Origin of the sequence: Streptomyces fulvorobeus, from assembly GCF_013167895.1 — a bacterium.
In the GTDB taxonomy this organism is placed as follows: Bacteria; Actinomycetota; Actinomycetes; order Streptomycetales; family Streptomycetaceae; genus Streptomyces; species Streptomyces fulvorobeus.
This window is the reverse complement of record NZ_BLWC01000001.1, coordinates 1,178,397-1,201,223: the sequence shown is the minus strand read 5'-3', so window position 1 is coordinate 1,201,223 and position 22,827 is coordinate 1,178,397. Positions and strand designations below refer to the sequence as shown.

At 67.7% G+C, this 22,827-nt stretch carries 17 protein-coding genes, 3 rRNA genes and 2 pseudogenes; 16 read left to right on the top strand and 6 right to left on the bottom strand.

The window, feature by feature from the left end; translation table 11 throughout:
* Positions 1-38: 38 nt before the first annotated feature.
* Positions 39-826 (bottom strand): annotated as a pseudogene (locus tag Sfulv_RS29655) (Rv1486c family protein).
* Between the two features lie 145 nt (positions 827-971).
* Here Sfulv_RS29655 and Sfulv_RS05340 point away from each other — a divergent pair.
* The 4 genes from Sfulv_RS05340 (at position 972) to Sfulv_RS05325 (ending at position 4,192) form a co-directional block, all read left to right on the top strand.
* Positions 972-1,769, top strand: a complete 798-nt coding sequence (locus tag Sfulv_RS05340; RefSeq protein ID WP_173312075.1) for an ABC transporter ATP-binding protein — start codon at positions 972-974, stop codon at positions 1,767-1,769.
* A gap of 67 nt (positions 1,770-1,836) precedes the next feature.
* Positions 1,837-2,265 carry an NfeD family protein gene (locus Sfulv_RS05335; RefSeq protein ID WP_173312072.1) on the top strand — a complete coding sequence of 143 codons (429 nt, stop codon included), beginning with the start codon at positions 1,837-1,839 and terminating at the stop codon, positions 2,263-2,265.
* Positions 2,266-2,392: 127 nt separating this feature from the next.
* On the top strand, positions 2,393-3,340 hold the full coding sequence (locus tag Sfulv_RS05330; RefSeq protein ID WP_173312069.1) for an SPFH domain-containing protein: 948 nt from the start codon (positions 2,393-2,395) through the stop codon (positions 3,338-3,340).
* 84 nt (positions 3,341-3,424) lie between these two features.
* A complete protein-coding gene (locus Sfulv_RS05325) occupies positions 3,425-4,192 on the top strand; it encodes a sulfite exporter TauE/SafE family protein (protein ID WP_246353017.1) in 768 nt (255 codons plus the stop codon).
* A 61-nt stretch (positions 4,193-4,253) separates the two neighbouring features.
* Here Sfulv_RS05325 and Sfulv_RS05320 read toward each other — a convergent pair whose 3' ends face one another.
* From Sfulv_RS05320 to Sfulv_RS05310, 3 genes are all read right to left on the bottom strand, one after another.
* The gene (locus Sfulv_RS05320) at positions 4,254-4,760 is read right to left on the bottom strand and encodes an HNH endonuclease (RefSeq protein WP_173312063.1); all 507 of its coding nucleotides are present in this window, start codon (positions 4,758-4,760) and stop codon (positions 4,254-4,256) included.
* Between the two features lie 142 nt (positions 4,761-4,902).
* On the bottom strand, positions 4,903-5,436 hold the full coding sequence (locus Sfulv_RS05315; RefSeq protein ID WP_173312060.1) for a YbhB/YbcL family Raf kinase inhibitor-like protein: 534 nt from the start codon (positions 5,434-5,436) through the stop codon (positions 4,903-4,905).
* A 54-nt stretch (positions 5,437-5,490) separates the two neighbouring features.
* The gene (locus tag Sfulv_RS05310) at positions 5,491-6,273 is read right to left on the bottom strand and encodes a sporulation protein (protein ID WP_173312057.1); all 783 of its coding nucleotides are present in this window, start codon (positions 6,271-6,273) and stop codon (positions 5,491-5,493) included.
* An 87-nt stretch (positions 6,274-6,360) separates the two neighbouring features.
* On the opposite strand from Sfulv_RS05310, the gene Sfulv_RS05305 reads away from it, so the two are divergent.
* The 6 genes and pseudogenes from Sfulv_RS05305 to Sfulv_RS29750 all read left to right on the top strand — a co-directional run bounded on the left by Sfulv_RS05305 (position 6,361) and on the right by Sfulv_RS29750 (position 15,117).
* Positions 6,361-7,002, top strand: a complete 642-nt coding sequence (locus Sfulv_RS05305; protein ID WP_173312054.1) for a DNA-3-methyladenine glycosylase — start codon at positions 6,361-6,363, stop codon at positions 7,000-7,002.
* A 657-nt stretch (positions 7,003-7,659) separates the two neighbouring features.
* Positions 7,660-9,185: ribosomal RNA gene (locus Sfulv_RS05300) — 16S ribosomal RNA — on the top strand.
* 304 nt (positions 9,186-9,489) lie between these two features.
* Positions 9,490-12,616: ribosomal RNA gene (locus tag Sfulv_RS05295) — 23S ribosomal RNA — on the top strand.
* A gap of 111 nt (positions 12,617-12,727) precedes the next feature.
* Positions 12,728-12,844, top strand: a 5S ribosomal RNA gene (rrf, locus tag Sfulv_RS05290).
* Together the 16S, 23S and 5S rRNA genes form the textbook arrangement of a ribosomal RNA operon.
* A 464-nt stretch (positions 12,845-13,308) precedes the next feature.
* Positions 13,309-14,262, top strand: a pseudogene (locus tag Sfulv_RS29755) (hypothetical protein); the annotation flags it as partial.
* Positions 14,263-14,355: 93 nt separating this feature from the next.
* Positions 14,356-15,117 (top strand): tetratricopeptide repeat protein, encoded by a 762-nt coding sequence (locus Sfulv_RS29750; protein ID WP_218578035.1) that lies wholly within the window; start codon positions 14,356-14,358, stop codon positions 15,115-15,117.
* A gap of 61 nt (positions 15,118-15,178) precedes the next feature.
* On the opposite strand, the gene Sfulv_RS05280 is transcribed toward Sfulv_RS29750, so the two are convergent.
* Positions 15,179-16,456, bottom strand: coding sequence for a DUF1015 family protein (locus Sfulv_RS05280; RefSeq protein ID WP_173312048.1), 1,278 nt, complete (start codon positions 16,454-16,456; stop codon positions 15,179-15,181).
* Positions 16,457-16,527: 71 nt separating this feature from the next.
* On the opposite strand from Sfulv_RS05280, the gene Sfulv_RS05275 reads away from it, so the two are divergent.
* Together Sfulv_RS05275 and Sfulv_RS05270 are read left to right on the top strand one after the other, a co-directional pair.
* Positions 16,528-17,556: an HAD hydrolase-like protein gene (locus Sfulv_RS05275; protein WP_173312045.1), complete on the top strand. Its 1,029-nt coding sequence runs from the start codon at positions 16,528-16,530 to the stop codon at positions 17,554-17,556.
* A 134-nt stretch (positions 17,557-17,690) separates the two neighbouring features.
* Entirely contained in the window at positions 17,691-18,494 is an 804-nt protein-coding gene (locus Sfulv_RS05270; RefSeq protein ID WP_173312042.1) for an ABC transporter ATP-binding protein, read from the top strand.
* A gap of 33 nt (positions 18,495-18,527) precedes the next feature.
* On the opposite strand, the gene Sfulv_RS05265 is transcribed toward Sfulv_RS05270, so the two are convergent.
* On the bottom strand, positions 18,528-18,875 hold the full coding sequence (locus Sfulv_RS05265; RefSeq protein WP_173312039.1) for an SCP2 sterol-binding domain-containing protein: 348 nt from the start codon (positions 18,873-18,875) through the stop codon (positions 18,528-18,530).
* A gap of 44 nt (positions 18,876-18,919) precedes the next feature.
* Here Sfulv_RS05265 and Sfulv_RS05260 point away from each other — a divergent pair, with 44 nt between their 5' ends.
* From Sfulv_RS05260 to recN, 4 genes are all read left to right on the top strand, one after another.
* Positions 18,920-19,222 carry a hypothetical protein gene (locus Sfulv_RS05260; RefSeq protein WP_371874630.1) on the top strand — a complete coding sequence of 101 codons (303 nt, stop codon included), beginning with the start codon at positions 18,920-18,922 and terminating at the stop codon, positions 19,220-19,222.
* Positions 19,223-19,229: 7 nt separating this feature from the next.
* Entirely contained in the window at positions 19,230-20,045 is an 816-nt protein-coding gene (locus Sfulv_RS05255; RefSeq protein ID WP_173312037.1) for a TlyA family RNA methyltransferase, read from the top strand.
* Positions 20,042-20,947 carry an NAD kinase gene (locus Sfulv_RS05250; RefSeq protein WP_173312034.1) on the top strand — a complete coding sequence of 302 codons (906 nt, stop codon included), beginning with the start codon at positions 20,042-20,044 and terminating at the stop codon, positions 20,945-20,947. Before Sfulv_RS05255 ends, Sfulv_RS05250 begins: the two co-directional genes overlap by 4 nt.
* Positions 20,948-21,043: 96 nt before the next feature.
* Complete coding sequence (recN, locus tag Sfulv_RS05245; protein WP_173312032.1) at positions 21,044-22,789, top strand: DNA repair protein RecN; 1,746 nt, start codon at positions 21,044-21,046, stop codon at positions 22,787-22,789.
* Positions 22,790-22,827: the final 38 nt, after the last annotated feature.

Below are 22,827 nucleotides of genomic sequence, written 5' to 3'. Positions count from 1 at the left end.
GGAGCGGCGCCCCCCACCGCCCGGTGCGGCCCGCGCGACTACCGCCACCCCCGCTCCGCCTCCTCCACATACGCGTTGTACGCCGCCACCTGCGCCCGCCGGGCCACCCGCTCCACCGGCCTCAGCGCCTCACCCCGCGCCGCGATCTCCGCGGCCGTCACCGCGCCGCCCGGCCCGTGCTCGTACGCCACCGAGACCAGCAGCCCGACCCGCTGGGCCAGCTCCAGCACGCGCACCGCCCGCGGCGGGTACCCCGGCGCCAGCACCTCGCGGCCCCGCTCCGCCCGCGCCCGGTACGCGTCCACCGCCGCCGCGGCCACCGGTCCCGATCCGGCCACGTCCAGCCGCGCCAGCACCGCCGTGGCGTCCCGCAGCGCCTCGGCCAGCTCCCGCTCGGCCTCGCCAAGCGACGGCACGTCGGCGGGCGGCGCCTCCCGCACCGGCAGACACCGCCACACCACCTCCACGTGCAGATCCCCGCGGGACCCGCCTCGTTCACCTCGGGCACGAACCCGTACGGCACCCCGGAAGCCACCACCGCCTCCTCCGCCTCCAGAGCTCTCGTGTTGAACTCCGGCGGCCCGCTCAGCCCCAGCGGATGCCCCGCCACCGGCAGCGCGACCCGGAACCCGGTCACCCCCAGCGCCCGCAGCCGCCCGAGCGCCAGCGTCAGTCCGACCGGCCCCGCCTCGCCCGGCACCCCCTCCACGCGGTGCACCGCGTCCTCCCCGACGATCGCGAGCGCCGCGTCGTCCGGTGATACGAGTCCTGCCACGAGCGCGTTTCCCCAGGCGGCGAAGAGCCCTGAGCGTGGTTCCGAAAGCATGGCGACAGCCTAGGGAATGCGCGCCCGGCCCGTCATCACACCGGCCCAGCGGCCGGAGCGCTCCCGGGGTGGCGTAGGTTTTCCCTGGGAGCTGTGCCCACAGGCACGCGACGATCTCGACACTGCATGGGGAGACAACGCGCTCATGAGCGATGTACTGGAGCTGGTGGACGTATCCGTGGTCCGCGACGGACGCGCTCTGGTGGAAGACGTCTCCTGGTCGGTCAAGGAGGGTGAGCGCTGGGTCATCCTCGGACCGAACGGCGCCGGCAAGACCACCCTCCTCAACATCGCCTCCAGCTACCTCTTCCCCAGCACCGGAACCGCCACCGTCCTCGGCGAGCGGCTCGGCGGCGTGGGCACCGACGTGTTCGACCTCCGCCCCCGGATCGGCATCGCGGGCATGGCCATGGCCGACAAGATGCCCAAGCGCCAGACCGTGCTCCAGACGGTGCTCACCGCCGCGTACGGCATGACCGCCACCTGGCACGAGAACTACGACACCGTCGACGAGGACCGCGCCCGCGCCTTCCTCGACCGGCTCGGCATGACCGGCTTCCTGGAGCGCAGGTTCGGCACCCTCTCCGAGGGCGAGCGCAAGCGCACGCTGATCGCCCGCGCGATGATGACCGACCCCGAGCTCCTCCTCCTCGACGAGCCCGCGGCCGGCCTCGACCTCGGAGGCCGCGAAGACCTCGTCCGCCGCCTCGGCCGGCTCGCCCGCGACCCCCTCGCACCCTCGATGATCATGGTCACCCACCATGTCGAGGAGATCGCACCCGGTTTCACCCACGTCCTGATGATCAGGCAGGGCAAGGTCCTGGCGGCGGGCCCCATGGAGACCGAGCTCAGCTCCCGCAACCTCTCCCTCTGCTTCGGCCTGCCGCTCATCGTCGAGCACACCGGCGACCGCTACACGGCCCACGGTCTGCCGCTCTCCTGACACCTCACCGAACAGCCGCACGCGTGCGCCCTGTTGGCGGAGGCACCCGCGGTCCTACGATGAGTCCGTGGAAATCGACGCGTGGGTGTGGTGGCTGATCGCGGCGGTGGGACTGGGCATCCCACTCGTCCTCACAGCGATGCCCGAATTCGGGATGTTCGCCGCCGGAGCCGTCGCCGCGGCGATCGTCGCCGCTCTCGGCGGTGGAATCGTGGCCCAGGTCCTCGTCTTCGTCGCGGTGTCCGTGGCGCTCATCGCCGTGGTGCGCCCGATCGCCGCCAGACACCGCGGCTCCCGCCCCTCGCAGGCGACGGGCATCGACGCCCTGAAGGGCCGTCAGGCCGTCGTGCTGGAACGGGTCGACGGCAGCGGCGGGCGCATCAAGCTGGCCGGTGAGATCTGGTCCGCCCGCACACTCGACGGCGACCAGAGCTTCGAACCGGGTCAACAGGTCGACGTGGTCGACATCGACGGAGCGACCGCCGTCGTCATGTGAGCGAACTGGACGCACGGCAGCCGGAGTTCTGACAAACTCGATGTCGATCATCATGAGAGTCCGACCGTCATGAGATCTCGACCGAGATCACCGCGATCCGTCGGCAACCGAAGGGCACGAGGCAACGATGCAACCGATCATCATCGTCCTGATCATTCTGGTGGTGCTCGTCTTCATCGCCCTGATCAAGACGATCCAGGTCATCCCGCAGGCCAGCGCCGCCATCGTCGAGCGCTTCGGGCGGTACACGCGCACCCTCAACGCCGGGCTCAACATCGTCGTCCCGTTCATCGACTCCATCCGCAACCGGATCGACCTGCGCGAACAGGTCGTGCCCTTCCCGCCCCAGCCGGTGATCACCCAGGACAACCTGGTCGTCAACATCGACACCGTCATCTACTACCAGGTGACCGACGCCCGGGCCGCGACCTACGAGGTGGCCAGCTACATCCAGGCCATCGAACAGCTCACTGTCACCACCCTCCGCAACATCATCGGCGGCATGGACCTGGAGCGGACCCTCACCTCCCGCGAGGAGATCAACGCGGCCCTGCGCGGCGTCCTGGACGAGGCCACCGGCAAGTGGGGCATCCGCGTCAACCGCGTCGAGCTCAAGGCCATCGAGCCGCCGACCTCCATCCAGGACTCGATGGAGAAGCAGATGCGCGCCGACCGCGACAAGCGCGCCGCGATCCTCACCGCCGAGGGCATCAGGCAGTCCGCGATCCTCACCGCAGAAGGCGAGAAGCAGTCCGCGATCCTGCGTGCCGAGGGTGAGGCCAAGGCGTCCGCCCTGCGCGCCGAAGGCGAGTCGCAGGCCATCCGTACGGTGTTCGAGGCCATCCACGCAGGGGACGCGGACCAGAAGCTCCTCTCGTACCAGTACCTCCAGATGCTGCCGAAGATCGCCGAAGGCGACGCCAACAAGCTCTGGATCGTGCCCAGTGAGATCGGCGACGCGCTCAAGGGCCTCAGCGGCGCCTTCGGCAACCTCGGCGGCGGCGCCCCGGGCTTCGACACCGGCGCCCCCGCCAACACGGGCAAAGAGCGCCGTGAGGAACCCCCCGTCGACTGACCCGGAACATCTTCGTGCATGATCAGTGCGGGCCCCTCGACCTTCATGGCGGGGAGGCGTCACTGACCATCGAAGGAGATGGCCTTGTCGATCTGGGAAATCCTCGCGATCTTCGCGGCGGGTGTCGGCGCGGGCACGATCAACACGATCGTCGGCTCGGGCACACTGATCACCTTCCCCGTCCTGCTCGCCACCGGCCTGCCACCCGTCACCGCCACCGTCTCCAACGCCCTCGGCCTGATCCCCGGCTCCATCAGCGGCGCGATCGGCTACCGCCGCGAACTCGCGGGACAGCGGCGCCGGGTCCTGAAACTCGGTGTCGGAGCCGCCATCGGCGGACTCACCGGCGCCACACTGCTGCTGGCCCTGCCCCCCACGGCCTTCGAGACGGTCGTCCCGGTCCTGGTCGCCCTCGCGCTCGTCCTGGTCATCCTGCAACCGCGCATCAGCAGAGCGGTCCAGCACCGCCGGGAGCGCAACGGCACCCGCCCCCGCCCGGACGGAGGACCAGCCCTCTACACCGGGCTGGCCCTCGCCAGCGTCTACGGCGGTTACTTCACCGCGGCCCAGGGCATCATCTACCTCTCCCTGATGGGCATGCTGCTCGACGACACCATGCAGCGCCTGAACGCCGTCAAGAACGTCCTCGCCGCCGTCGTCAACAGCGTCGCCGCCCTCTTCTTCCTCTTCGTCGCCGACTTCGACTGGACGGCCGTCGCCCTCATCGCGGTCGGCTCCGCCATCGGCGGCCAGATCGGCGCCAAGGTGGGCCGGCGCCTCAGCCCCGCCTTCCTGCGCGCCTTCGTCGTCGTGGTCGGCACGGCCGCCATCGTCCAACTGCTGCTCCGCTGACACACGGAAGCCCGCCTCCCCGCGGAGACGGGCTTCCGGTACGTCGACGGGAGCGCCGGCTCTACGCCGCGGACCGGTCCAGCCACCGCGGCAGCGCCGACCGGTCACCGGCCCCCATCGCCAGCAGCATCGCCTCCGCGGGCGAGGGCACGAACGGCTGCCGCAGCAGCGGCATCCCCGCCTGCTCCGGCGTCCGGGCCGCCTTGCGGTGGTTGTCCTCGGCGCACGACGCCACCGTGTTCAGCCACGAGTCCCGGCCCCCCTGCGCACGCGGCACCACATGGTCGACGGTGCTCGCCCGGCGCCCGCAGTACGCGCACCTGTGCTGGTCGCGTATGAGCACACCCCTTCTGGACCACGGGGCCTGTCTTCGGAACGGCACCCGTACGTACCGGCAGAGCCTGATCACCCGGGGCACCGGAATATCGACGTCGGCACCGCGCATACGGAGACCGGGATGCGACTGCTCGACCACGGCCTTGTCCGTCAGGATCAGCACCACCGCACGATTGAGGGTCACCGTCGACAGCGGCTCGAAGCTCGCGTTCAGTACCAGCGTGTCCCGCATCCCGCCCACCTCCCGTGTGCCGCCCGCCCCCTGGCAGGCCCGGATCAACTCTGGCTGGGCGGGCCGTGATGGACAACGTAATAAAAAGTGCCCTGCCCTGGTCTCTCCAAGACCAGGGCAGGGCAAACAGCGGAGGAACTTTTCAGCTCGCGGGAGCCTCGTACTCACCGACGAGCTGAGCACGGCCCAGCGTGTGGAAACGCAGATTGAATCCGACGACGGCCGGCGACACGTCGTCGTCCACGCCGAGCTTCTCGCTGTCGACCGCGTACACCGTGAACACATAGCGGTGCTTCTCCCCGGCCGGCGGCGCCGCTCCGCCGAACTCCTTCGACCCGTAGTCGTTGCGGACATGGACGGCACCCTCGGGAAGTCCCTCGAACCTCCCGCTGCCCGCACCGGCCGGCAGCCGCGTGACCGACGCCGGGATGTCGAAGAGCACCCAGTGCCAGAATCCGCTGCCGGTGGGCGCGTCCGGATCGAAGCACGTCACGGCGAAGCTCCGGGTCTCCTCGGGGAAGCCCTCCCACCGCAGTTGCGGTGAGGTGTTCCCTTCCGCGAGCACCTGCGCGTCGGCGAGCACGCCCCCCGGCTCAAGGTCCTCGCTCACGACGGTGAACGCGGGCACCTCCGGATGGAAGTCGTGCGGCAGCGGCGCCCTCTTGGACTGGGTCACGTCAGCACCTCTCCTGGATCGGCTCTTCCGCTGTGAGCGGCTTTCCCCTCGACCCTAGAGCCAGTTGCGCTGTCCACCGACCTGCGCCAGCCACTGGTTGAGGTAGGCCACCCAGTCGGTGCCCTGGAAGTCGTTGTGACCGACCTTGAACGTCCGGTACGAGTCGCTGCCCTCGCTGAAGAGACCCGGCTTCTTGTCCATCTCCAGTACGACGTCCATCTCGCGGTCGTCCGCGACGAACGTCAGTTCGACCTGGTTCAGCCCGCGGTACTGCTGCGGCGGTACGAACTCGATCTCCTGGTAGAACGGCAGGCGCTGACGCGTACCGCGGATGTGCCCGCGCTCCATGTCCGCGCTGCGGAAGCCGAAGCCGAGCTGTCCGAAGGCGTCCAGGATCGCCTGTTGGGCAGGCAGGGGGTGCACGTTGATGGGGTCGAGGTCGCCGGAGTCCACCGCGCGGGCGATCTCCAGTTCGGTCGTCACGCCGATGTTCATCCCGCGCAGGTGCTGCGCGCCGAACATCGTGATGGGCGTCTCCCACGGGATGTCGAGCCCGAACGGTACGACGTGGACGGCGCCGGCCTTCACTTCGAGGGCCCCGCCCAGACGCAGTTTGGTGAACTCGATGTCCTGCTTCGTCTCCTGGTCCTGGCCCTCGACCTCGACCCGTGCCTGCAGGCCGACGGAGAGCGCCTCCACCCGCTGGTCCACGGACCCGCCCTGGATGCGCACCTCGCCCTGCACGACCCCGCCGGGGACGACGTTCAGCTCGGTCAGCTCGGTCTCCACCGAAGCGCCACCGGCACCCATGCTCGCGAGAAGCCTCTTGAAGCCCATGTTTTCTCCTTCTTGGTCCTGACCTCTACATACGCGCCACGACCGTAGCCGGTTCCCGCACGCGCGGTCCCAGTACCCTCGGACGGCATGACCGAGGGCATCGAACGCACGCCGCTGACGCGGGACTTTTTCGACCGGTCCGTACTGGAGGTAGCTCCGGACCTGCTGGGCCGCACGCTCGTACGCACCACCGAGGCCGGGCCCGTCGAGGTACGCCTGACCGAGGTGGAGGCGTACGCGGGGGAGATCGACCCGGGCTCCCACGCCTTCCGGGGCCGAACCCAGCGCAACCACGCGATGTTCGGCCCGCCCGGGCACGCGTACGTCTACTTCACGTACGGCATGTGGCACTGCCTCAACCTGGTGTGCGGCCCGGAGGGCAGGGCGAGCGGTGTCCTGCTCCGGGCGGGCGCGATCGAGGCCGGGGCGGAGTGGGCACGCGAGCGACGGCTCACGGCCCGCAACGACAACGAACTGGCCAAAGGCCCGGCTCGCCTGGCGACAGCACTCGGCATCGACCGCACGCTCAACGGCGAGGACGTCGTCGCGGGCCCGTCCGGGCCCCTGTCCGTACTGCACGGCACCCCGCTCCCCCGTGACCAGGTACGCAGCGGGCCCCGCACAGGGGTGGGCGGGGACGGCGCGCACCAGCCCTGGCGCTTCTGGATCGACGGCGACCCGACCGTCAGCCCGTACCGGGCCCATGCCCCCCGCCGCCGTACGACTTGACTCGGCCCCGGCGGACCCCTAATGTAGTCCGAGCCGCTTGAACGAAAGCTGTTGTCGGAACGGTTCATCGAATCGGGTCCGTGCTTCTCGGAGCGGCCAACCACTACCTACGAGTCACCCTGGCGGGTGCGAATTCGGCATGCCGTATTTCGACCCATCGGCTCGATTATGAGCCACCAAGGAAATCGGCTAACGTGGTGGACACGCCGAAAGGCAAAGGCCCTCCAGCGGGCCACCGGAATTTATATGCGGACCGGAAGCGGTTCGAATTGGGTCTGGTAACGTTGGAACCGCCGGAAAGGGAATCGCGAAAGCGAGGAACTGGAAAGCGAATCCCGTTTCGACTGGGAATCGGACATGAAAGTGTCTGGTAGAGTCGGAGACGCAAGACCGAAGGGAAGCGCCCGGAGGGCCCCGGTGATACGGGACCGAAGGAAGCGTCCGTTCCTTGAGAACTCAACAGCGTGCCAAAAGTCAACGCCAGATATGTTGATACCCCGGCCTGTTTCGGCAGGTTGGTGGTTCCTTTGAAAAAGTCCCGCTCCGGCCCTTTGGGGTTTCGGGGTGGGCAACACTAGCGAGGACGCTGTGAACGACCGGTCTTATTCCGACTCGGTCGTTCCGCTCTCATGGTGTGATCCCGATTACGGGAAAACATTCACGGAGAGTTTGATCCTGGCTCAGGACGAACGCTGGCGGCGTGCTTAACACATGCAAGTCGAACGATGAAGCCTTTCGGGGTGGATTAGTGGCGAACGGGTGAGTAACACGTGGGCAATCTGCCCTTCACTCTGGGACAAGCCCTGGAAACGGGGTCTAATACCGGATAACACTCTGTCCTGCATGGGACGGGGTTAAAAGCTCCGGCGGTGAAGGATGAGCCCGCGGCCTATCAGCTTGTTGGTGGGGTAATGGCCTACCAAGGCGACGACGGGTAGCCGGCCTGAGAGGGCGACCGGCCACACTGGGACTGAGACACGGCCCAGACTCCTACGGGAGGCAGCAGTGGGGAATATTGCACAATGGGCGAAAGCCTGATGCAGCGACGCCGCGTGAGGGATGACGGCCTTCGGGTTGTAAACCTCTTTCAGCAGGGAAGAAGCGAAAGTGACGGTACCTGCAGAAGAAGCGCCGGCTAACTACGTGCCAGCAGCCGCGGTAATACGTAGGGCGCAAGCGTTGTCCGGAATTATTGGGCGTAAAGAGCTCGTAGGCGGCTTGTCACGTCGGATGTGAAAGCCCGGGGCTTAACCCCGGGTCTGCATTCGATACGGGCTAGCTAGAGTGTGGTAGGGGAGATCGGAATTCCTGGTGTAGCGGTGAAATGCGCAGATATCAGGAGGAACACCGGTGGCGAAGGCGGATCTCTGGGCCATTACTGACGCTGAGGAGCGAAAGCGTGGGGAGCGAACAGGATTAGATACCCTGGTAGTCCACGCCGTAAACGTTGGGAACTAGGTGTTGGCGACATTCCACGTCGTCGGTGCCGCAGCTAACGCATTAAGTTCCCCGCCTGGGGAGTACGGCCGCAAGGCTAAAACTCAAAGGAATTGACGGGGGCCCGCACAAGCAGCGGAGCATGTGGCTTAATTCGACGCAACGCGAAGAACCTTACCAAGGCTTGACATATACCGGAAAGCATCAGAGATGGTGCCCCCCTTGTGGTCGGTATACAGGTGGTGCATGGCTGTCGTCAGCTCGTGTCGTGAGATGTTGGGTTAAGTCCCGCAACGAGCGCAACCCTTGTTCTGTGTTGCCAGCATGCCTTTCGGGGTGATGGGGACTCACAGGAGACTGCCGGGGTCAACTCGGAGGAAGGTGGGGACGACGTCAAGTCATCATGCCCCTTATGTCTTGGGCTGCACACGTGCTACAATGGCCGGTACAATGAGCTGCGATGCCGCGAGGCGGAGCGAATCTCAAAAAGCCGGTCTCAGTTCGGATTGGGGTCTGCAACTCGACCCCATGAAGTCGGAGTTGCTAGTAATCGCAGATCAGCATTGCTGCGGTGAATACGTTCCCGGGCCTTGTACACACCGCCCGTCACGTCACGAAAGTCGGTAACACCCGAAGCCGGTGGCCCAACCCCTTGTGGGAGGGAGCTGTCGAAGGTGGGACTGGCGATTGGGACGAAGTCGTAACAAGGTAGCCGTACCGGAAGGTGCGGCTGGATCACCTCCTTTCTAAGGAGCATTTCTTACCAGGCTTGCTTGGTCAGAGGCCAGTACACCGGCGAATGTTCGGTGCTGGTTGCTCATGGGTGGAACGTTGACTATTCGGCACGACAGGTTGTTTTCGATGAGTACTGCTTCGGCGTGGAAAATTGGGGATGGTCGGTCGGGTCGGGCACGCTGTTGGGTATCTGAGGGTTCGGGCATTTTTTTGTCTGGATCTTCGGTTGCCGGCCCCGGTGAACTCGTCCGTTAGGACGGGGTGGTGGGTGGCTGGTCGTTGTTTGAGAACTGCACAGTGGACGCGAGCATCTGTGGCCAAGTTTTTAAGGGCGCACGGTGGATGCCTTGGCACCAGGAACCGATGAAGGACGTGGGAGGCCACGATAGTCCCCGGGGAGCTGTCAACCAAGCTTTGATCCGGGGGTTTCCGAATGGGGAAACCCGGCAGTCGTCATGGGCTGTCACCCGCTGCTGAACACATAGGCAGTGTGGAGGGAACGCGGGGAAGTGAAACATCTCAGTACCCGCAGGAAGAGAAAACAACCGTGATTCCGGGAGTAGTGGCGAGCGAAACTGGATGAGGCCAAACCGTATGCGTGTGATACCCGGCAGGGGTTGCGCATGCGGGGTTGTGGGAGTTCTTTTTCATGGTCTGCCGGCTGTGAGACGAGTCAGAAACCGTTGGTGTAGGCGAAGGACATGCGAAAGGTCCGGCGTAGAGGGTAAGACCCCCGTAGCTGAAACATTAACGGCTCGTTTAAGAACCACCCAAGTAGCACGGGGCCCGAGAAATCCCGTGTGAATCTGGCGGGACCACCCGCTAAGCCTAAATATTCCCTGGTGACCGATAGCGGATAGTACCGTGAGGGAATGGTGAAAAGTACCGCGGGAGCGGAGTGAAATAGTACCTGAAACCGTGTGCCTACAAGCCGTGGGAGCGTCGCTGTATGTTCTTCGGAACGTATAGTCGTGACTGCGTGCCTTTTGAAGAATGAGCCTGCGAGTTAGCGGTGTGTAGCGAGGTTAACCCGTGTGGGGAAGCCGTAGCGAAAGCGAGTCCGAATAGGGCGTTTGAGTTGCACGCTCTAGACCCGAAGCGGAGTGATCTAGCCATGGGCAGGTTGAAGCGGAGGTAAGACTTCGTGGAGGACCGAACCCACCAGGGTTGAAAACCTGGGGGATGACCTGTGGTTAGGGGTGAAAGGCCAATCAAACTCCGTGATAGCTGGTTCTCCCCGAAATGCATTTAGGTGCAGCGTCGTGTGTTTCTTGCCGGAGGTAGAGCACTGGATAGGCGATGGGCCCTACCGGGTTACTGACCTTAGCCAAACTCCGAATGCCGGTAAGTGAGAGCACGGCAGTGAGACTGTGGGGATAAGCTCCATGGTCGAGAGGGAAACAGCCCAGAGCATCGACTAAGGCCCCTAAGCGTACGCTAAGTGGGAAAGGATGTGGAGTCGCAGAGACAACCAGGAGGTTGGCTTAGAAGCAGCCACCCTTGAAAGAGTGCGTAATAGCTCACTGGTCAAGTGATTCCGCGCCGACAATGTAGCGGGGCTCAAGCGTACCGCCGAAGTCGTGTCATTCATACACATATCCCCAACGGGAGTATGGATGGGTAGGGGAGCGTCGTGTGCCGGGTGAAGCAGCCGCGGAAGCGAGTTGTGGACGGTTCACGAGTGAGAATGCAGGCATGAGTAGCGATACACACGTGAGAAACGTGTGCGCCGATTGACTAAGGGTTCCTGGGTCAAGCTGATCTGCCCAGGGTAAGTCGGGACCTAAGGCGAGGCCGACAGGCGTAGTCGATGGACAACCGGTTGATATTCCGGTACCCGCTTTGAAACGCCCAGTACTGAATCAGGCGATGCTAAGTCCGTGAAGCCGGCCTGATCTCTTCGGAGTTGAGGGTAGTGGTGGAGCCGATGAACCAGACTTGTAGTAGGTAAGCGATGGGGTGACGCAGGAAGGTAGTCCAGCCCGGGCGGTGGTAGTCCCGGGGTAAGGGTGTAGGCCGTGTGATAGGCAAATCCGTCACACATTGAGGCTGAGACCTGATGCCGAGCCGATTGTGGTGAAGTGGATGATCCTATGCTGTCGAGAAAAGCCTCTAGCGAGTTTCATGGCGGCCCGTACCCTAAACCGACTCAGGTGGTCAGGTAGAGAATACCGAGGCGTTCGGGTGAACTATGGTTAAGGAACTCGGCAAAATGCCCCCGTAACTTCGGGAGAAGGGGGGCCATCACTGGTGATCCGATTTACTCGGTGAGCTGGGGGTGGCCGCAGAGACCAGCGAGAAGCGACTGTTTACTAAAAACACAGGTCCGTGCGAAGCCGTAAGGCGATGTATACGGACTGACGCCTGCCCGGTGCTGGAACGTTAAGGGGACCGGTTAGTGCACTTTCGGGTGTGCGAAGCTGAGAACTTAAGCGCCAGTAAACGGCGGTGGTAACTATAACCATCCTAAGGTAGCGAAATTCCTTGTCGGGTAAGTTCCGACCTGCACGAATGGCGTAACGACTTCTCGACTGTCTCAACCATAGGCCCGGTGAAATTGCACTACGAGTAAAGATGCTCGTTTCGCGCAGCAGGACGGAAAGACCCCGGGACCTTTACTATAGTTTGATATTGGTGTTCGGTTCGGCTTGTGTAGGATAGGTGGGAGACTGTGAAGCGGCCACGCCAGTGGTTGTGGAGTCGTCGTTGAAATACCACTCTGGTCGTGCTGGATGTCTAACCTGGGTCCGTGATCCGGATCAGGGACAGTGTCTGATGGGTAGTTTAACTGGGGCGGTTGCCTCCTAAAGAGTAACGGAGGCGCCCAAAGGTTCCCTCAGCCTGGTTGGCAATCAGGTGTTGAGTGTAAGTGCACAAGGGAGCTTGACTGTGAGACCGACGGGTCGAGCAGGGACGAAAGTCGGGACTAGTGATCCGGCAGTGGCTTGTGGAAGCGCTGTCGCTCAACGGATAAAAGGTACCCCGGGGATAACAGGCTGATCTTCCCCAAGAGTCCATATCGACGGGATGGTTTGGCACCTCGATGTCGGCTCGTCGCATCCTGGGGCTGGAGTCGGTCCCAAGGGTTGGGCTGTTCGCCCATTAAAGCGGTACGCGAGCTGGGTTTAGAACGTCGTGAGACAGTTCGGTCCCTATCCGCTGCGCGCGCAGGAATATTGAGAAGGGCTGTCCCTAGTACGAGAGGACCGGGACGGACGAACCTCTGGTGTGCCAGTTGTCCTGCCAAGGGCATGGCTGGTTGGCTACGTTCGGAAAGGATAACCGCTGAAAGCATCTAAGCGGGAAGCCTGCTTCGAGATGAGTATTCCCACCCCCTTTGAGGGGTTAAGGCTCCCAGTAGACGACTGGGTTGATAGGCCAGATGTGGAAGCCCGGTAACGGGTGGAGCTGACTGGTACTAATAGGCCGAGGGCTTGTCCTCAGTTGCTCGCGTCCACTGTGTTGTTCCCGGGTTGCGAACAGTTATCGCTCCGGTTGAACAGTTTCACTACTTAATTGAAAAGTGTGCTTGTTCGCTAGAACCCGATAGTGTTTCGGTGGTCATTGCGTTAGGGAAACGCCCGGTTACATTCCGAACCCGGAAGCTAAGCCTTTCAGCGCCGATGGTACTGCAGGGGGGACCCTGTGGGAGAGTAGGACGCCGCCGAACAATCTTTCAAGGACCCTTGGTCCCAGCGTTCATGCTGGGACCAAGGGTCCTTTTTTGTTTTCTCGAAGCGCGTCGGCCGGTTGGCTGAGCGAGAATGTCTGTGGTACCCGATGACAGGAGTCACACCCATGTCCACCAACTCTCCCGACGATCGTCCGGAGCGCGAGCCGCGTCGCCGGGACAGCGGTGACAAGGGCGGCTTCCGTAGTGGTCGTGACGACCGGTCCGCCGCACCACGACGGGACAACGACCGTGGTGGTAGCTCCGGTGCCGGTTTCCGCCGTGACGACAGCCGGGCTCCGCGTCGTGATGACAGTCGGCCGACCGGTGGCAGTTCCGGTGGTGGTTTCCGCCGTGACGACAACCGTGGCGGTGGGAGCTCGGGCGGTGGCTTCCGTCGTGATGACCGTGCCCCGCGCCGTGATGACGACCGTGGAGGGCGCCCTTCTGGTGGTGGGTTCGAGCGGCGTGACGACCGTGGTGGACGTCCCAGTGGTGGTGGGTTCGAGCGGCGTGACGACCGGCCGCGTGGCCCTCGTCGTGACGACGACCGTCCCAGCGGCGGTGGTTTCCGTCGCGATGACAACCGTGGTGGCGGCAGTTCCAGCGGCGGTGGTTTCCGCCGTGACGACAGCCGGGCTCCGCGTCGTGATGACAGTCGGCCGACCGGTGGCAGTTCCGGTGGTGGTTTCCGCCGTGACGACAACCGTGGCGGTGGGAGCTCGGGCGGTGGCTTCCGTCGTGATGACCGTGCCCCGCGCCGTGATGACGACCGTGGAGGACGCCCTTCTGGCGGTGGTTTCGAGCGGCGCGATGACCGTGGTGGACGTCCCAGTGGTGGTGGGTTCGAGCGGCGTGACGACCGGCCGCGTGGCCCTCGTCGTGACGACGACCGTCCCAGCGGCGGTGGTTTCCGTCGCGATGACAACCGTGGTGGCGGCAGTTCCAGCGGCGGTGGTTTCCGCCGTGACGACCGTGCTCCGCGTCGTGACGACAGCCGGCCGACCGGTGGCAGTTCCGGCGGTGGTTTCCGCCGTGACGACAACCGTGGCGGCGGCAGCTCGGGCGGCGGGTTCCGCCGTGACGACAGCCGGGGACCCAGTGGCTCCGGCGGCGGTTTCCGTCGTGATGACCGTGCCCCGCGTCGTGATGACGACCGTGGTGGCCGTCCCTCCGGTGGTGGCTTCGAGCGGCGCGATGACCGTGGTGGACGTCCCAGTGGTGGTGGGTTCGAGCGGCGTGACGACCGGCCGCGTGGCCCTCGTCGTGACGACGACCGTCCCAGCGGCGGTGGGTTCCGTCGTGACGACAACCGTGGGGGCGACCGTGACCGCGGGCCGCGTCGTGAGGACGACCGCGGTGGATACCGTGGCGGACAGCGGGATGACCGCGGTGGTCGTTCCGGAGGGTTCGAGCGGCGGGAGGACCGGGAGCGCGAGCCGATCAAGCGGCTCCCCATTCCCGATGACGTCACAGGTGACGAGATCGACAAGGACGTACGCCAGGAGCTGATGAGCCTGCCGAAGACGCTTGCCGAGGACGTCGCACGCAACCTCGTCATGGTGGCCAACCTGATCGACGAGGACCCCGACCAGGCGTACGCGTACTCGCGCATCGCTCTGCGGCTCGCCTCGCGTGTGGCCGCCGTGCGGGAGGCCGCCGGCTTCGCCGCGTACGCCACACAGAAGTACGCGGAGGCACTGGCCGAGTTCCGGGCGTCCCGTCGGATGACCGGGTCCGTGGAGCTGTGGCCCGTCATGGCCGACTGCGAGCGCGGCCTCGGCCGGCCGGAGCGCGCGATGGCCATGGCCGGTGAGCCCGAGGTGCAGAAGCTCGACAAGGCCGGACAGGTCGAGATGCGACTGGTCGCCGCCGGAGCCCGCAGGGACATGGGGCAGATCGATGCCGCCATCGTGACGCTCCAGGGCCCCGAGCTGGCATCGAGCGCCGTGCACTCCTGGACTCCGCGCCTGCGTTACGCCTATGCGGACGCGCTGCTGGAGGCCGGGCGCGAGGACGAGGCGCGCGAGTGGTTCGGCAAGGCGCTGGAGGCCGACAAGGACGGTTCGACCGACGCGTCGGACCGGCTGGCCGCGCTGGACGGTGTCGAGTTCGTCGATGCCCTGGGTGAGGGCGAAGGCCGCCACGAGGCAGCCGGCGCCGTGGCGGACGAGGAGCCCGAGGACGACGATGACCAGGACGACGACGACCTCGACCTCGACCTCGGTCTCGATGACGATGACGAGGAACCGGACGAGGCTCCGAAGGCGTAAGCACTGACAGAAGAGGGCGGCACCCCGCAAAGGGTGCCGCCCTCTTGTGTCTGCGGCCGGGTCAGCCGAGGTCCAGACTGCGGAGCACGATGCCCGAGGCCGGCTTGGGGCCGAACGAGGTCGACTTCCGCGGCATGGTGACCCCCTGCCGGGCCAGTTCGCGCACGACCTCCTCCCGCACCGGGTGGAGCAGGACCGCCGTGGCGTCGTTGCGTTCGGCCTGCTCGACCGCGGCGGCGGTGTCGTGGATGTACGCGATGTGCTCCGGGGCGTCGGGAATCCGCCAGACATGGTCGAGCAGGGTGGAGTGCAGGACCGTCGCGTCCAGCGTCCGCCACGCCTGCGGGCGGTCCGCCGGGACCGTACGGGCCAGGAGCGCACCGTCCGGGCGGTCGGCGAGGTGGAAGCGGCCGTCGCCCGCGAGCAGGAACGCGTTGCCATCGGACCTCGCATCGCCGAGGGCGTCGAGTGCGTGAGGGAGCGGCCCCACCACGTCCCGGACGCGGAAGAGACCGTCCAGGGCGGCGAGCGCGTCGGCCACCGGGAGCTTGTGCAGCAGCCGGTGGATGGCGCGTACCTGGAGCGGGTAGCGGGCCGTGTCGACGAGGAGGACCAGACCGAAGTCCCAGGGGCCCGGCCCTGCCTGTTCCCGCTGGAGCCTGAGATAGGTGGCCCAGCGGTGGTGGCCGTCCGCGATCAGGGCCTGGTGGTGGGAGAGGTCCGACTCGATCCCGGCCCTCTCAGCCGGGTCCGTCACGGCCCAGAGACGGTGGCTGAAGCCGTCCTCGGTCGTGGTGGCGAGAAGCGGCGGGCGGGTCACGGTCCGTTCGATCACGGCGGTCGCGCCGGTGCGGCGGCCGTCGCTGCGGTAGGTGAGGAGCAGCGGTTCCAGATGGGCGGCCGTCGTGCGCATCAGGTCGGCCCGGTCCTCGACGACGTGGGCCATGACGTCCTCGTGCGGGAGCACGATCCCATCGGCGGCGGGCGAGAGGGCCAGGGCGCCGATCAGGCCACGCTGGAGGATCTCGCTGTTGCGCTGCTCGTAGACGTACAGCACGGGTGCCGGGTCAGGGGCGAGCACGCCCTTGGCGAGCCAGTGGCCGAGCGTCTCGGCGGCCTGTTCGTTCCGGGCCGCGGCGGTGTCGGCCTGCGGGAGGATCAGCCGCACGATGTTGTGCGGGTCCGCGGACTCCAGGTGGTGGAGGCCGTCGGGCCTGACGACGACGTCGTACGGCGGTGAGGTCACCGCCGCGAGGCTGCCGACCCGCTCGGGGACGTAACGGAGTCCACGGAACGGGATCAGACGCAGCCCCTGTGCCGCGTGACCTGAGGTGTTCATTTCTGCATCGTATGTGCGCTCCGCGCATGCGCGATGATCGGGGGAGAGGCATGAACGAGGAGCGTAGGTATATGAGCCAGCAGTACAGGACCCGGCCGCTCGGAAGCCGTGCGGCGCTGAACGAGGCGTACGACACGGCCCTGCTCGATCTCGACGGCGTGGTGTACGCGGGGGGCCACGCCATCGTCCACGCCGTCGGCTCGCTGAGCGCCGCGCGGGACGGCGGGATGCGTCTCGCCTATGTGACGAACAACGCGCTGCGGACGCCGGCCGCGGTGGCGGAGCACCTGACCGAACTGGGCGTGCCCGCCGAGGCCGCCGATGTGATCACCTCCGCCCAGGCCGTGGCCCGGCTGATCGCGGATCAGCTGCCGTCCGGCGCGCGCGTGCTGGTGATCGGCGGGGAGGGGCTGCGCACCGCGCTGCGTGAACGCGGTCTCGTACCCGTGGAGTCGGCGGACGACGAGCCGGTGGCGGTGGCACAGGGATACGGCGGTCCCGACATGCCCTGGGGGCGGCTGGCCGAGGCGGGTTACGCGGTCGCCCGCGGGCTGCCGTGGTTCGCGTCCAACACCGACCTGACGATCCCGAGCGCCCGGGGCATCGCGCCCGGCAACGGCGCGGCGGTGGAGGTCGTACGGATCGCGACGGGCGCCGAGCCGCAGGTCGCGGGGAAGCCGCTGCCGCCGATGCACCGGGAGACCGTGCTGCGGACCGGGGCCGAGCGGCCGCTGGTCGTCGGGGACCGGCTGGACACGGACATCGAGGGGGCGTTCAACGGGGGAGTCGACTCGCTGCTCGTCCTCACCGGGGTGACGGACGCCGCCCAGCTCCTCGCCGCCGAGCCGCGCTACCGGCCCACCTACGTGGACCGGGACCTGCGGGGGCTGCTCACCGGTCAGCCCGAGGTGACGGCGGAGGGCGACGTGGTGCGCTGCGGTGGCTGGAGCGCGTCCGTGCGCCGGGAGGAACTGGTGCTGGAGGGGCAGGGCGGGGAACTCGACGGACTGCGGGCGCTCTGCGGGGCGGCCTGGACGTACGCCGGCGAGGGTTCGTGCGGCCTGGACGCGGCGAAGGTGCTCGCCAGGCTGGGGCTGTAGGCGGTACGGGGGCCGTACCCCGGGGGAAACGGGAAGGTAGGCTACCCTAACTTCGTGTGGGTCGGCATGGCTCCCGACCGGCCACAGGGCCGGTCGCCCCGCACATGAGGCCCACCGACTCCGGGAGTACGACCATGCAGCGACTCACCGCAGAATCGGTGACCCTCGGCTACGACCATCGGGTCATCGCCGAGGATCTCTCGGTCGAGATCCCCGACCACTCCTTCACGGTGATCGTCGGTCCGAACGCCTGCGGGAAGTCGACCCTGCTGCGTGCGCTGGCCCGGATGCTGAAGCCGAGCCGGGGACAGGTGCTCCTGGACGGGCGGTCCATCCACGCCATGCCCGCCAAGAAGGTCGCGAAGCTGCTCGGGCTGCTGCCCCAGACCTCGATCGCCCCGGACGGCATCACGGTCTCCGACCTCGTCGCACGTGGCCGCTACCCGCACCAGGGCCTGCTGCGGCAGTGGTCCCCCGAGGACGAGCGCGTCGTCGTGGAGTCCATGGCGTCCACCGGCGTCGGCGAGCTGGCGGATCGCTATGTCGACGAACTGTCCGGCGGGCAGCGCCAGCGTGTCTGGATCGCGATGGCGCTCGCCCAGCAGACGCCGCTGCTGCTGCTGGACGAGCCGACGACGTACCTCGACATCCAGCACCAGATCGACGTGCTCGACCTCTGCGCCGAACTGCACGAGACGCGGGGGCGCACGCTCGTGGCCGTCCTGCACGACCTGAACCACGCCGCGCGGTACGCCACGCACCTCATCGCGATGCGCGAGGGCCGGATCGTCGCCGACGGGGCTCCCGCCGAGGTCGTCACGGCGGAACTCGTCGAGGAGGTGTTCGGGATGCGCTGCCAGGTCATCGACGACCCCGAGACGGGCACGCCACTGGTGGTCCCGGCCGCGCGGAAGGCGCGGGCGGAACTCAGGGTGTGAACCCGGGCCGCCCGGGCACTCCGCCGGCAGCCCCTAGAGGAGTGATCTGAGCTTCAGGAGATCGCGGAAGCCCGCCTCCAGGCGGATGCGGCCCGATCCCCATGCCTTCGCGAAGTTCAGGTCGCCGTCCACCAACGCCACCAGATCGTCGCCGGTCATCGCCAATCGGATCTCCGCCCTCTCCCGGGGTGGTCCCACGATCGTGTCCCGTACCTGGATCCGGCCGTCCTTCAGCCGTCCGGTGAAGGTCGTGTCGAGGTCCTTGATGTGACAGCTCAGTGACCGGTCGAGGCCGGCGGCGGCGCGCACGTCCCCCTCGGCCCCGGCGAGGTTGTCGGAAAGTCTGTCGAGTGCGCTGCGGCACTCCTCCATGGTCGCCATATCGCCCTCGACGCTACCTCAGCCCTTCGAGGTAGCGTTTCGGCATGAGCGACGACTGGATGCCGGGGCCGGAGACGGCGCCCGGGAACACTCCCGAGGAACCGGACCCGGTTGCCCCGCCCTCCTTCGACCCCGCGGCGCCCACGCCCCTTGGTGTCGTACGCACCCCCACCGGGAACGCCGAGGTGGACGCGCGGCTGGAGCGTCTGGCCGACGCCGACCACCTCACGGCGGACGGGCACACCCAGGTGTACGAGGATGTACACCGCGGGCTGCGCGACGCGCTGACCGCACTGGACGCCCGGCCCGCACCCGCGCCGATGGCCCCGCACGACGACAGGAGCTGAACCGAACGTGGCAGGAGTGGCACGTCGCCGCCTCGACGCCGAGCTGGTACGCCGCAGTCTCGCCCGCTCTCGCGAGCACGCGAGCCAGCTGATCGCGGCGGGGCGGGTGACCGTCGGCGGCAGCACCGCGACCAAACCCGCCACGCAGGTCGAGACCAGCGCGGCGGTCGTCGTCACCAAGGACGACAGCGACCCGGAGTACGTCTCGCGCGGCGGGCACAAACTGGCCGGCGCCCTCGCCGCCTTCGTACCCCACGGGCTGACCGTGGAGGGGCGGCGGGCGCTGGACGCCGGTGCCTCGACCGGTGGCTTCACCGACGTACTGCTGCGGGCCGGAGCCGGTCACGTCGTCGCCGTCGACGTCGGCTACGGCCAGCTCGCCTGGTCGCTGCAGTCCGATGAACGCGTCACCGTCAAGGACCGGACCAACGTACGCGAACTGACGCTGGAACAGATCGACGGAGAGCCGGTCGGCCTGGTGGTCGGCGATCTGTCGTTCATCCCGCTGGGACTCGTGCTGCCCGCTCTCGCGCGCTGCGCCGCCCCGGACGCGGACCTGGTCCTCATGGTCAAGCCGCAGTTCGAGGTCGGCAAGGAACGGCTCGGCAGCGGCGGAGTGGTCCGCAGCCCGGAACTGCGGGCCGAGGCGGTTCGGGAGGTGGCGCGCCGGGCAGGTCTGCTGGGCCTGGGGGTGCGCGGGGTGACGGCGAGTCCGCTGCCCGGCCCCTCGGGGAACGTCGAATACTTTCTGTGGCTGCGGGCCGGAGCACCCGAGCTCGATCCCGCGGATGTCGACCGTGCAGTGGCGGAGGGGCCTCGTTGACGACGAATACGGCACGAACAGTATTTCTACTCGCGCACACCGGCCGGCCGGCCGCGATCCGCAGCGCCGAACTCGTCGTGCAGGGGCTGCTGCGCAACGGCCTCGGCGTACGGGTGCTGGCGGACGAGGCGGTCGACCTGCCGCTGCCGCCCGCCGTGGAGGTCGTCGGCGAGACCGGCCCCGCGGCGGTGGACGGCTGCGAGCTGCTGATCGTCCTGGGCGGGGACGGCACCCTGCTGCGCGGCGCCGAGATCTCCCGGGCTTCCGGGGTGCCGATGCTCGGCGTCAACCTCGGGCGCGTCGGCTTCCTCGCCGAGGCCGAGCGGGACGACCTGGACCAGGTCGTCGAGCGGGTCGTCACCCGCGCGTACCAGGTCGAGGAACGTATGACGCTCGATGTCGTCGTGCACAGCAACGGGGACGTCGTGCACACCGACTGGGCGCTCAACGAGGCGGCCGTGCAGAAGGTGTCGCCCGACCGGATGCTGGAGGTCGTGCTGGAGATCGACGGCCGGCCGGTCACCGGATTCGGCTGCGACGGGATCGTCTGCGCGACCCCGACCGGCTCGACCGCGTACGCGTTCTCGGCGGGCGGACCCGTGGTCTGGCCGGAGGTCGAGGCCCTGCTGATGGTGCCGATCAGCGCCCACGCGCTGTTCGCCAAGCCCCTCGTCACCTCCCCGACCTCGGTGCTCGCCGTCGAGGTCCAGCCGCACACCCCGCACGGGGTGCTGTGGTGCGACGGGCGCAGGACCGTCGAGCTGCCGGCCGGCGCACGGGTCGAGGTCCGGCGCGGGGCGGTGCCCGTACGGCTGGCCCGGCTGCACCAGGCGTCGTTCACGGACCGGCTCGTCGCCAAGTTCGCGCTGCCGGTCTCGGGGTGGCGGGGAGCGCCCCACTGATCGCCCGGATGCCCGCATTGTCGCCCGTGCCGCCCACCGGAGAGTGAACCGGGGGCCGGGCCCCGTCGCACGGCGGGCTCCGGACCTCGTAAGGTCGTGTCCGTGTTGGAGGAGATGCGGATACGGTCGCTCGGAGTCATCGACGACGCGGTGGTGGAGCTGTCACCCGGTTTCACCGCGGTGACGGGCGAGACCGGCGCGGGCAAGACCATGGTCGTCACCAGTCTGGGGCTGCTGCTCGGCGGGCGCGCCGATCCCGCCCTCGTGCGGGTAGGTGCCAAGGCCGCGGTGGTCGAGGGACGGATCACGGTCTCCCCGGGTGACGCGGCGGCGCTGCGCGCCGAGGAGGCCGGGGCGGAGCTCGACGACGGAGCCCTGCTCATCAGCCGCACCGTCTCGGCCGAGGGGCGGTCCCGGGCTCATCTGGGCGGCAGATCCGTGCCCGTCGGGGTGCTGGCCGAACTCGCCGACGAACTCGTCGCCGTGCACGGCCAGACCGATCAGCAGGGACTCCTCAAGCCCGCCCGCCAGCGCCAGGCCCTTGACCGGTACGCGGGTGACGGCGTCGACGTGCCCCACGCCGCGTACACGGCCGCCTACCGGCGGCTGCGCAGGGTCGCCGCGGAGCTCGACGAGCTGACCACCCGCGCCCGCGAGCGGGTTCAGGAGGCCGATCTGCTGCGCTTCGGCCTCAACGAGATCGCCGCCGTGGAACCGCTGCCGGGCGAGGACACCGAACTGGCGGCCGAGGCGGAGCGGCTCGGCCACGCCGACGCGCTCGCCTCGGCGGCCGCGCTCGCGCACGGGGCACTCGCGGGCAACCCGGAGGACCAGGAGGGCGTCGACGCCACGACCGTGGTCGCGGCGGCCGGCCGCTCCCTGGAGGCCGTACGGGCCCACGACCCGGCGCTGGCCGGGCTGGCCGACCGGATCGGGGAGATCTCCATCCTGCTGGCCGACGTCGCCGGTGAGCTGGCCGGATACGCCGATCAGCTGGAGTCGGACCCGCTGCGGCTCGCCGCGGTCGAGGAACGGCGCGCGGCACTCACCGCGCTCACCCGCAAGTACGGCGAGGACACTGCCGCGGTCCTGGCCTGGGCGGAGGAGGGAGCCGCCCGGCTCACCGAGCTGGAGGGCGACGACGGCCGGATCGGCGAGCTGACGGCGGAACGCGACGCGCTGCGGGGCGAGCTGTCCAAACTCGGCCAGACGCTGACCGACGCCCGTACGGAGGCGGCGGAGCGTTTCGCCGGGGCCGTGACCGAGGAGCTGGGCTCGCTCGCGATGCCGCACGCCCGGGTCTCGTTCGCGATCAGGCAGACGGAGGCGCCGGACGAGGCGTCCGGCATCGACATCGGCGGACGGAGCGTCCTCTACGGCCCCTCAGGCGCCGACGAGGTCGAACTGCTCCTGGCGCCGCACCCCGGTGCCCCGCCCCGGCCGATCGCCAAGGGCGCCTCGGGTGGTGAGCTGTCCCGGGTGATGCTCGCCGTCGAGGTGGTGTTCGCGGGGTCGGCCCCCGTACCGACGTACCTCTTCGACGAGGTCGACGCGGGCGTCGGGGGCAAGGCGGCCGTCGAGGTCGGCCGGCGTCTCGCGAAGCTCGCCCGGTCGGCGCAGGTCGTCGTCGTGACCCATCTGCCCCAGGTGGCAGCGTTCGCGGACCGCCACCTGCTGGTCGAGAAGACGGTCGACGGCTCCGTGACCAGGAGCGGAGTCACCGTGCTGGAGGGCGAGGACCGGGTCAGGGAGCTCTCGCGGATGCTCGCGGGGCAGGAGGACTCGGAGACGGCCCGTGCCCACGCCGAGGAGCTGCTGGCCTCGGCACGGGCGGACGGGTAGCGCGGGCACCCGGCGGGGACCCGCCGGTCCCGCTCCGG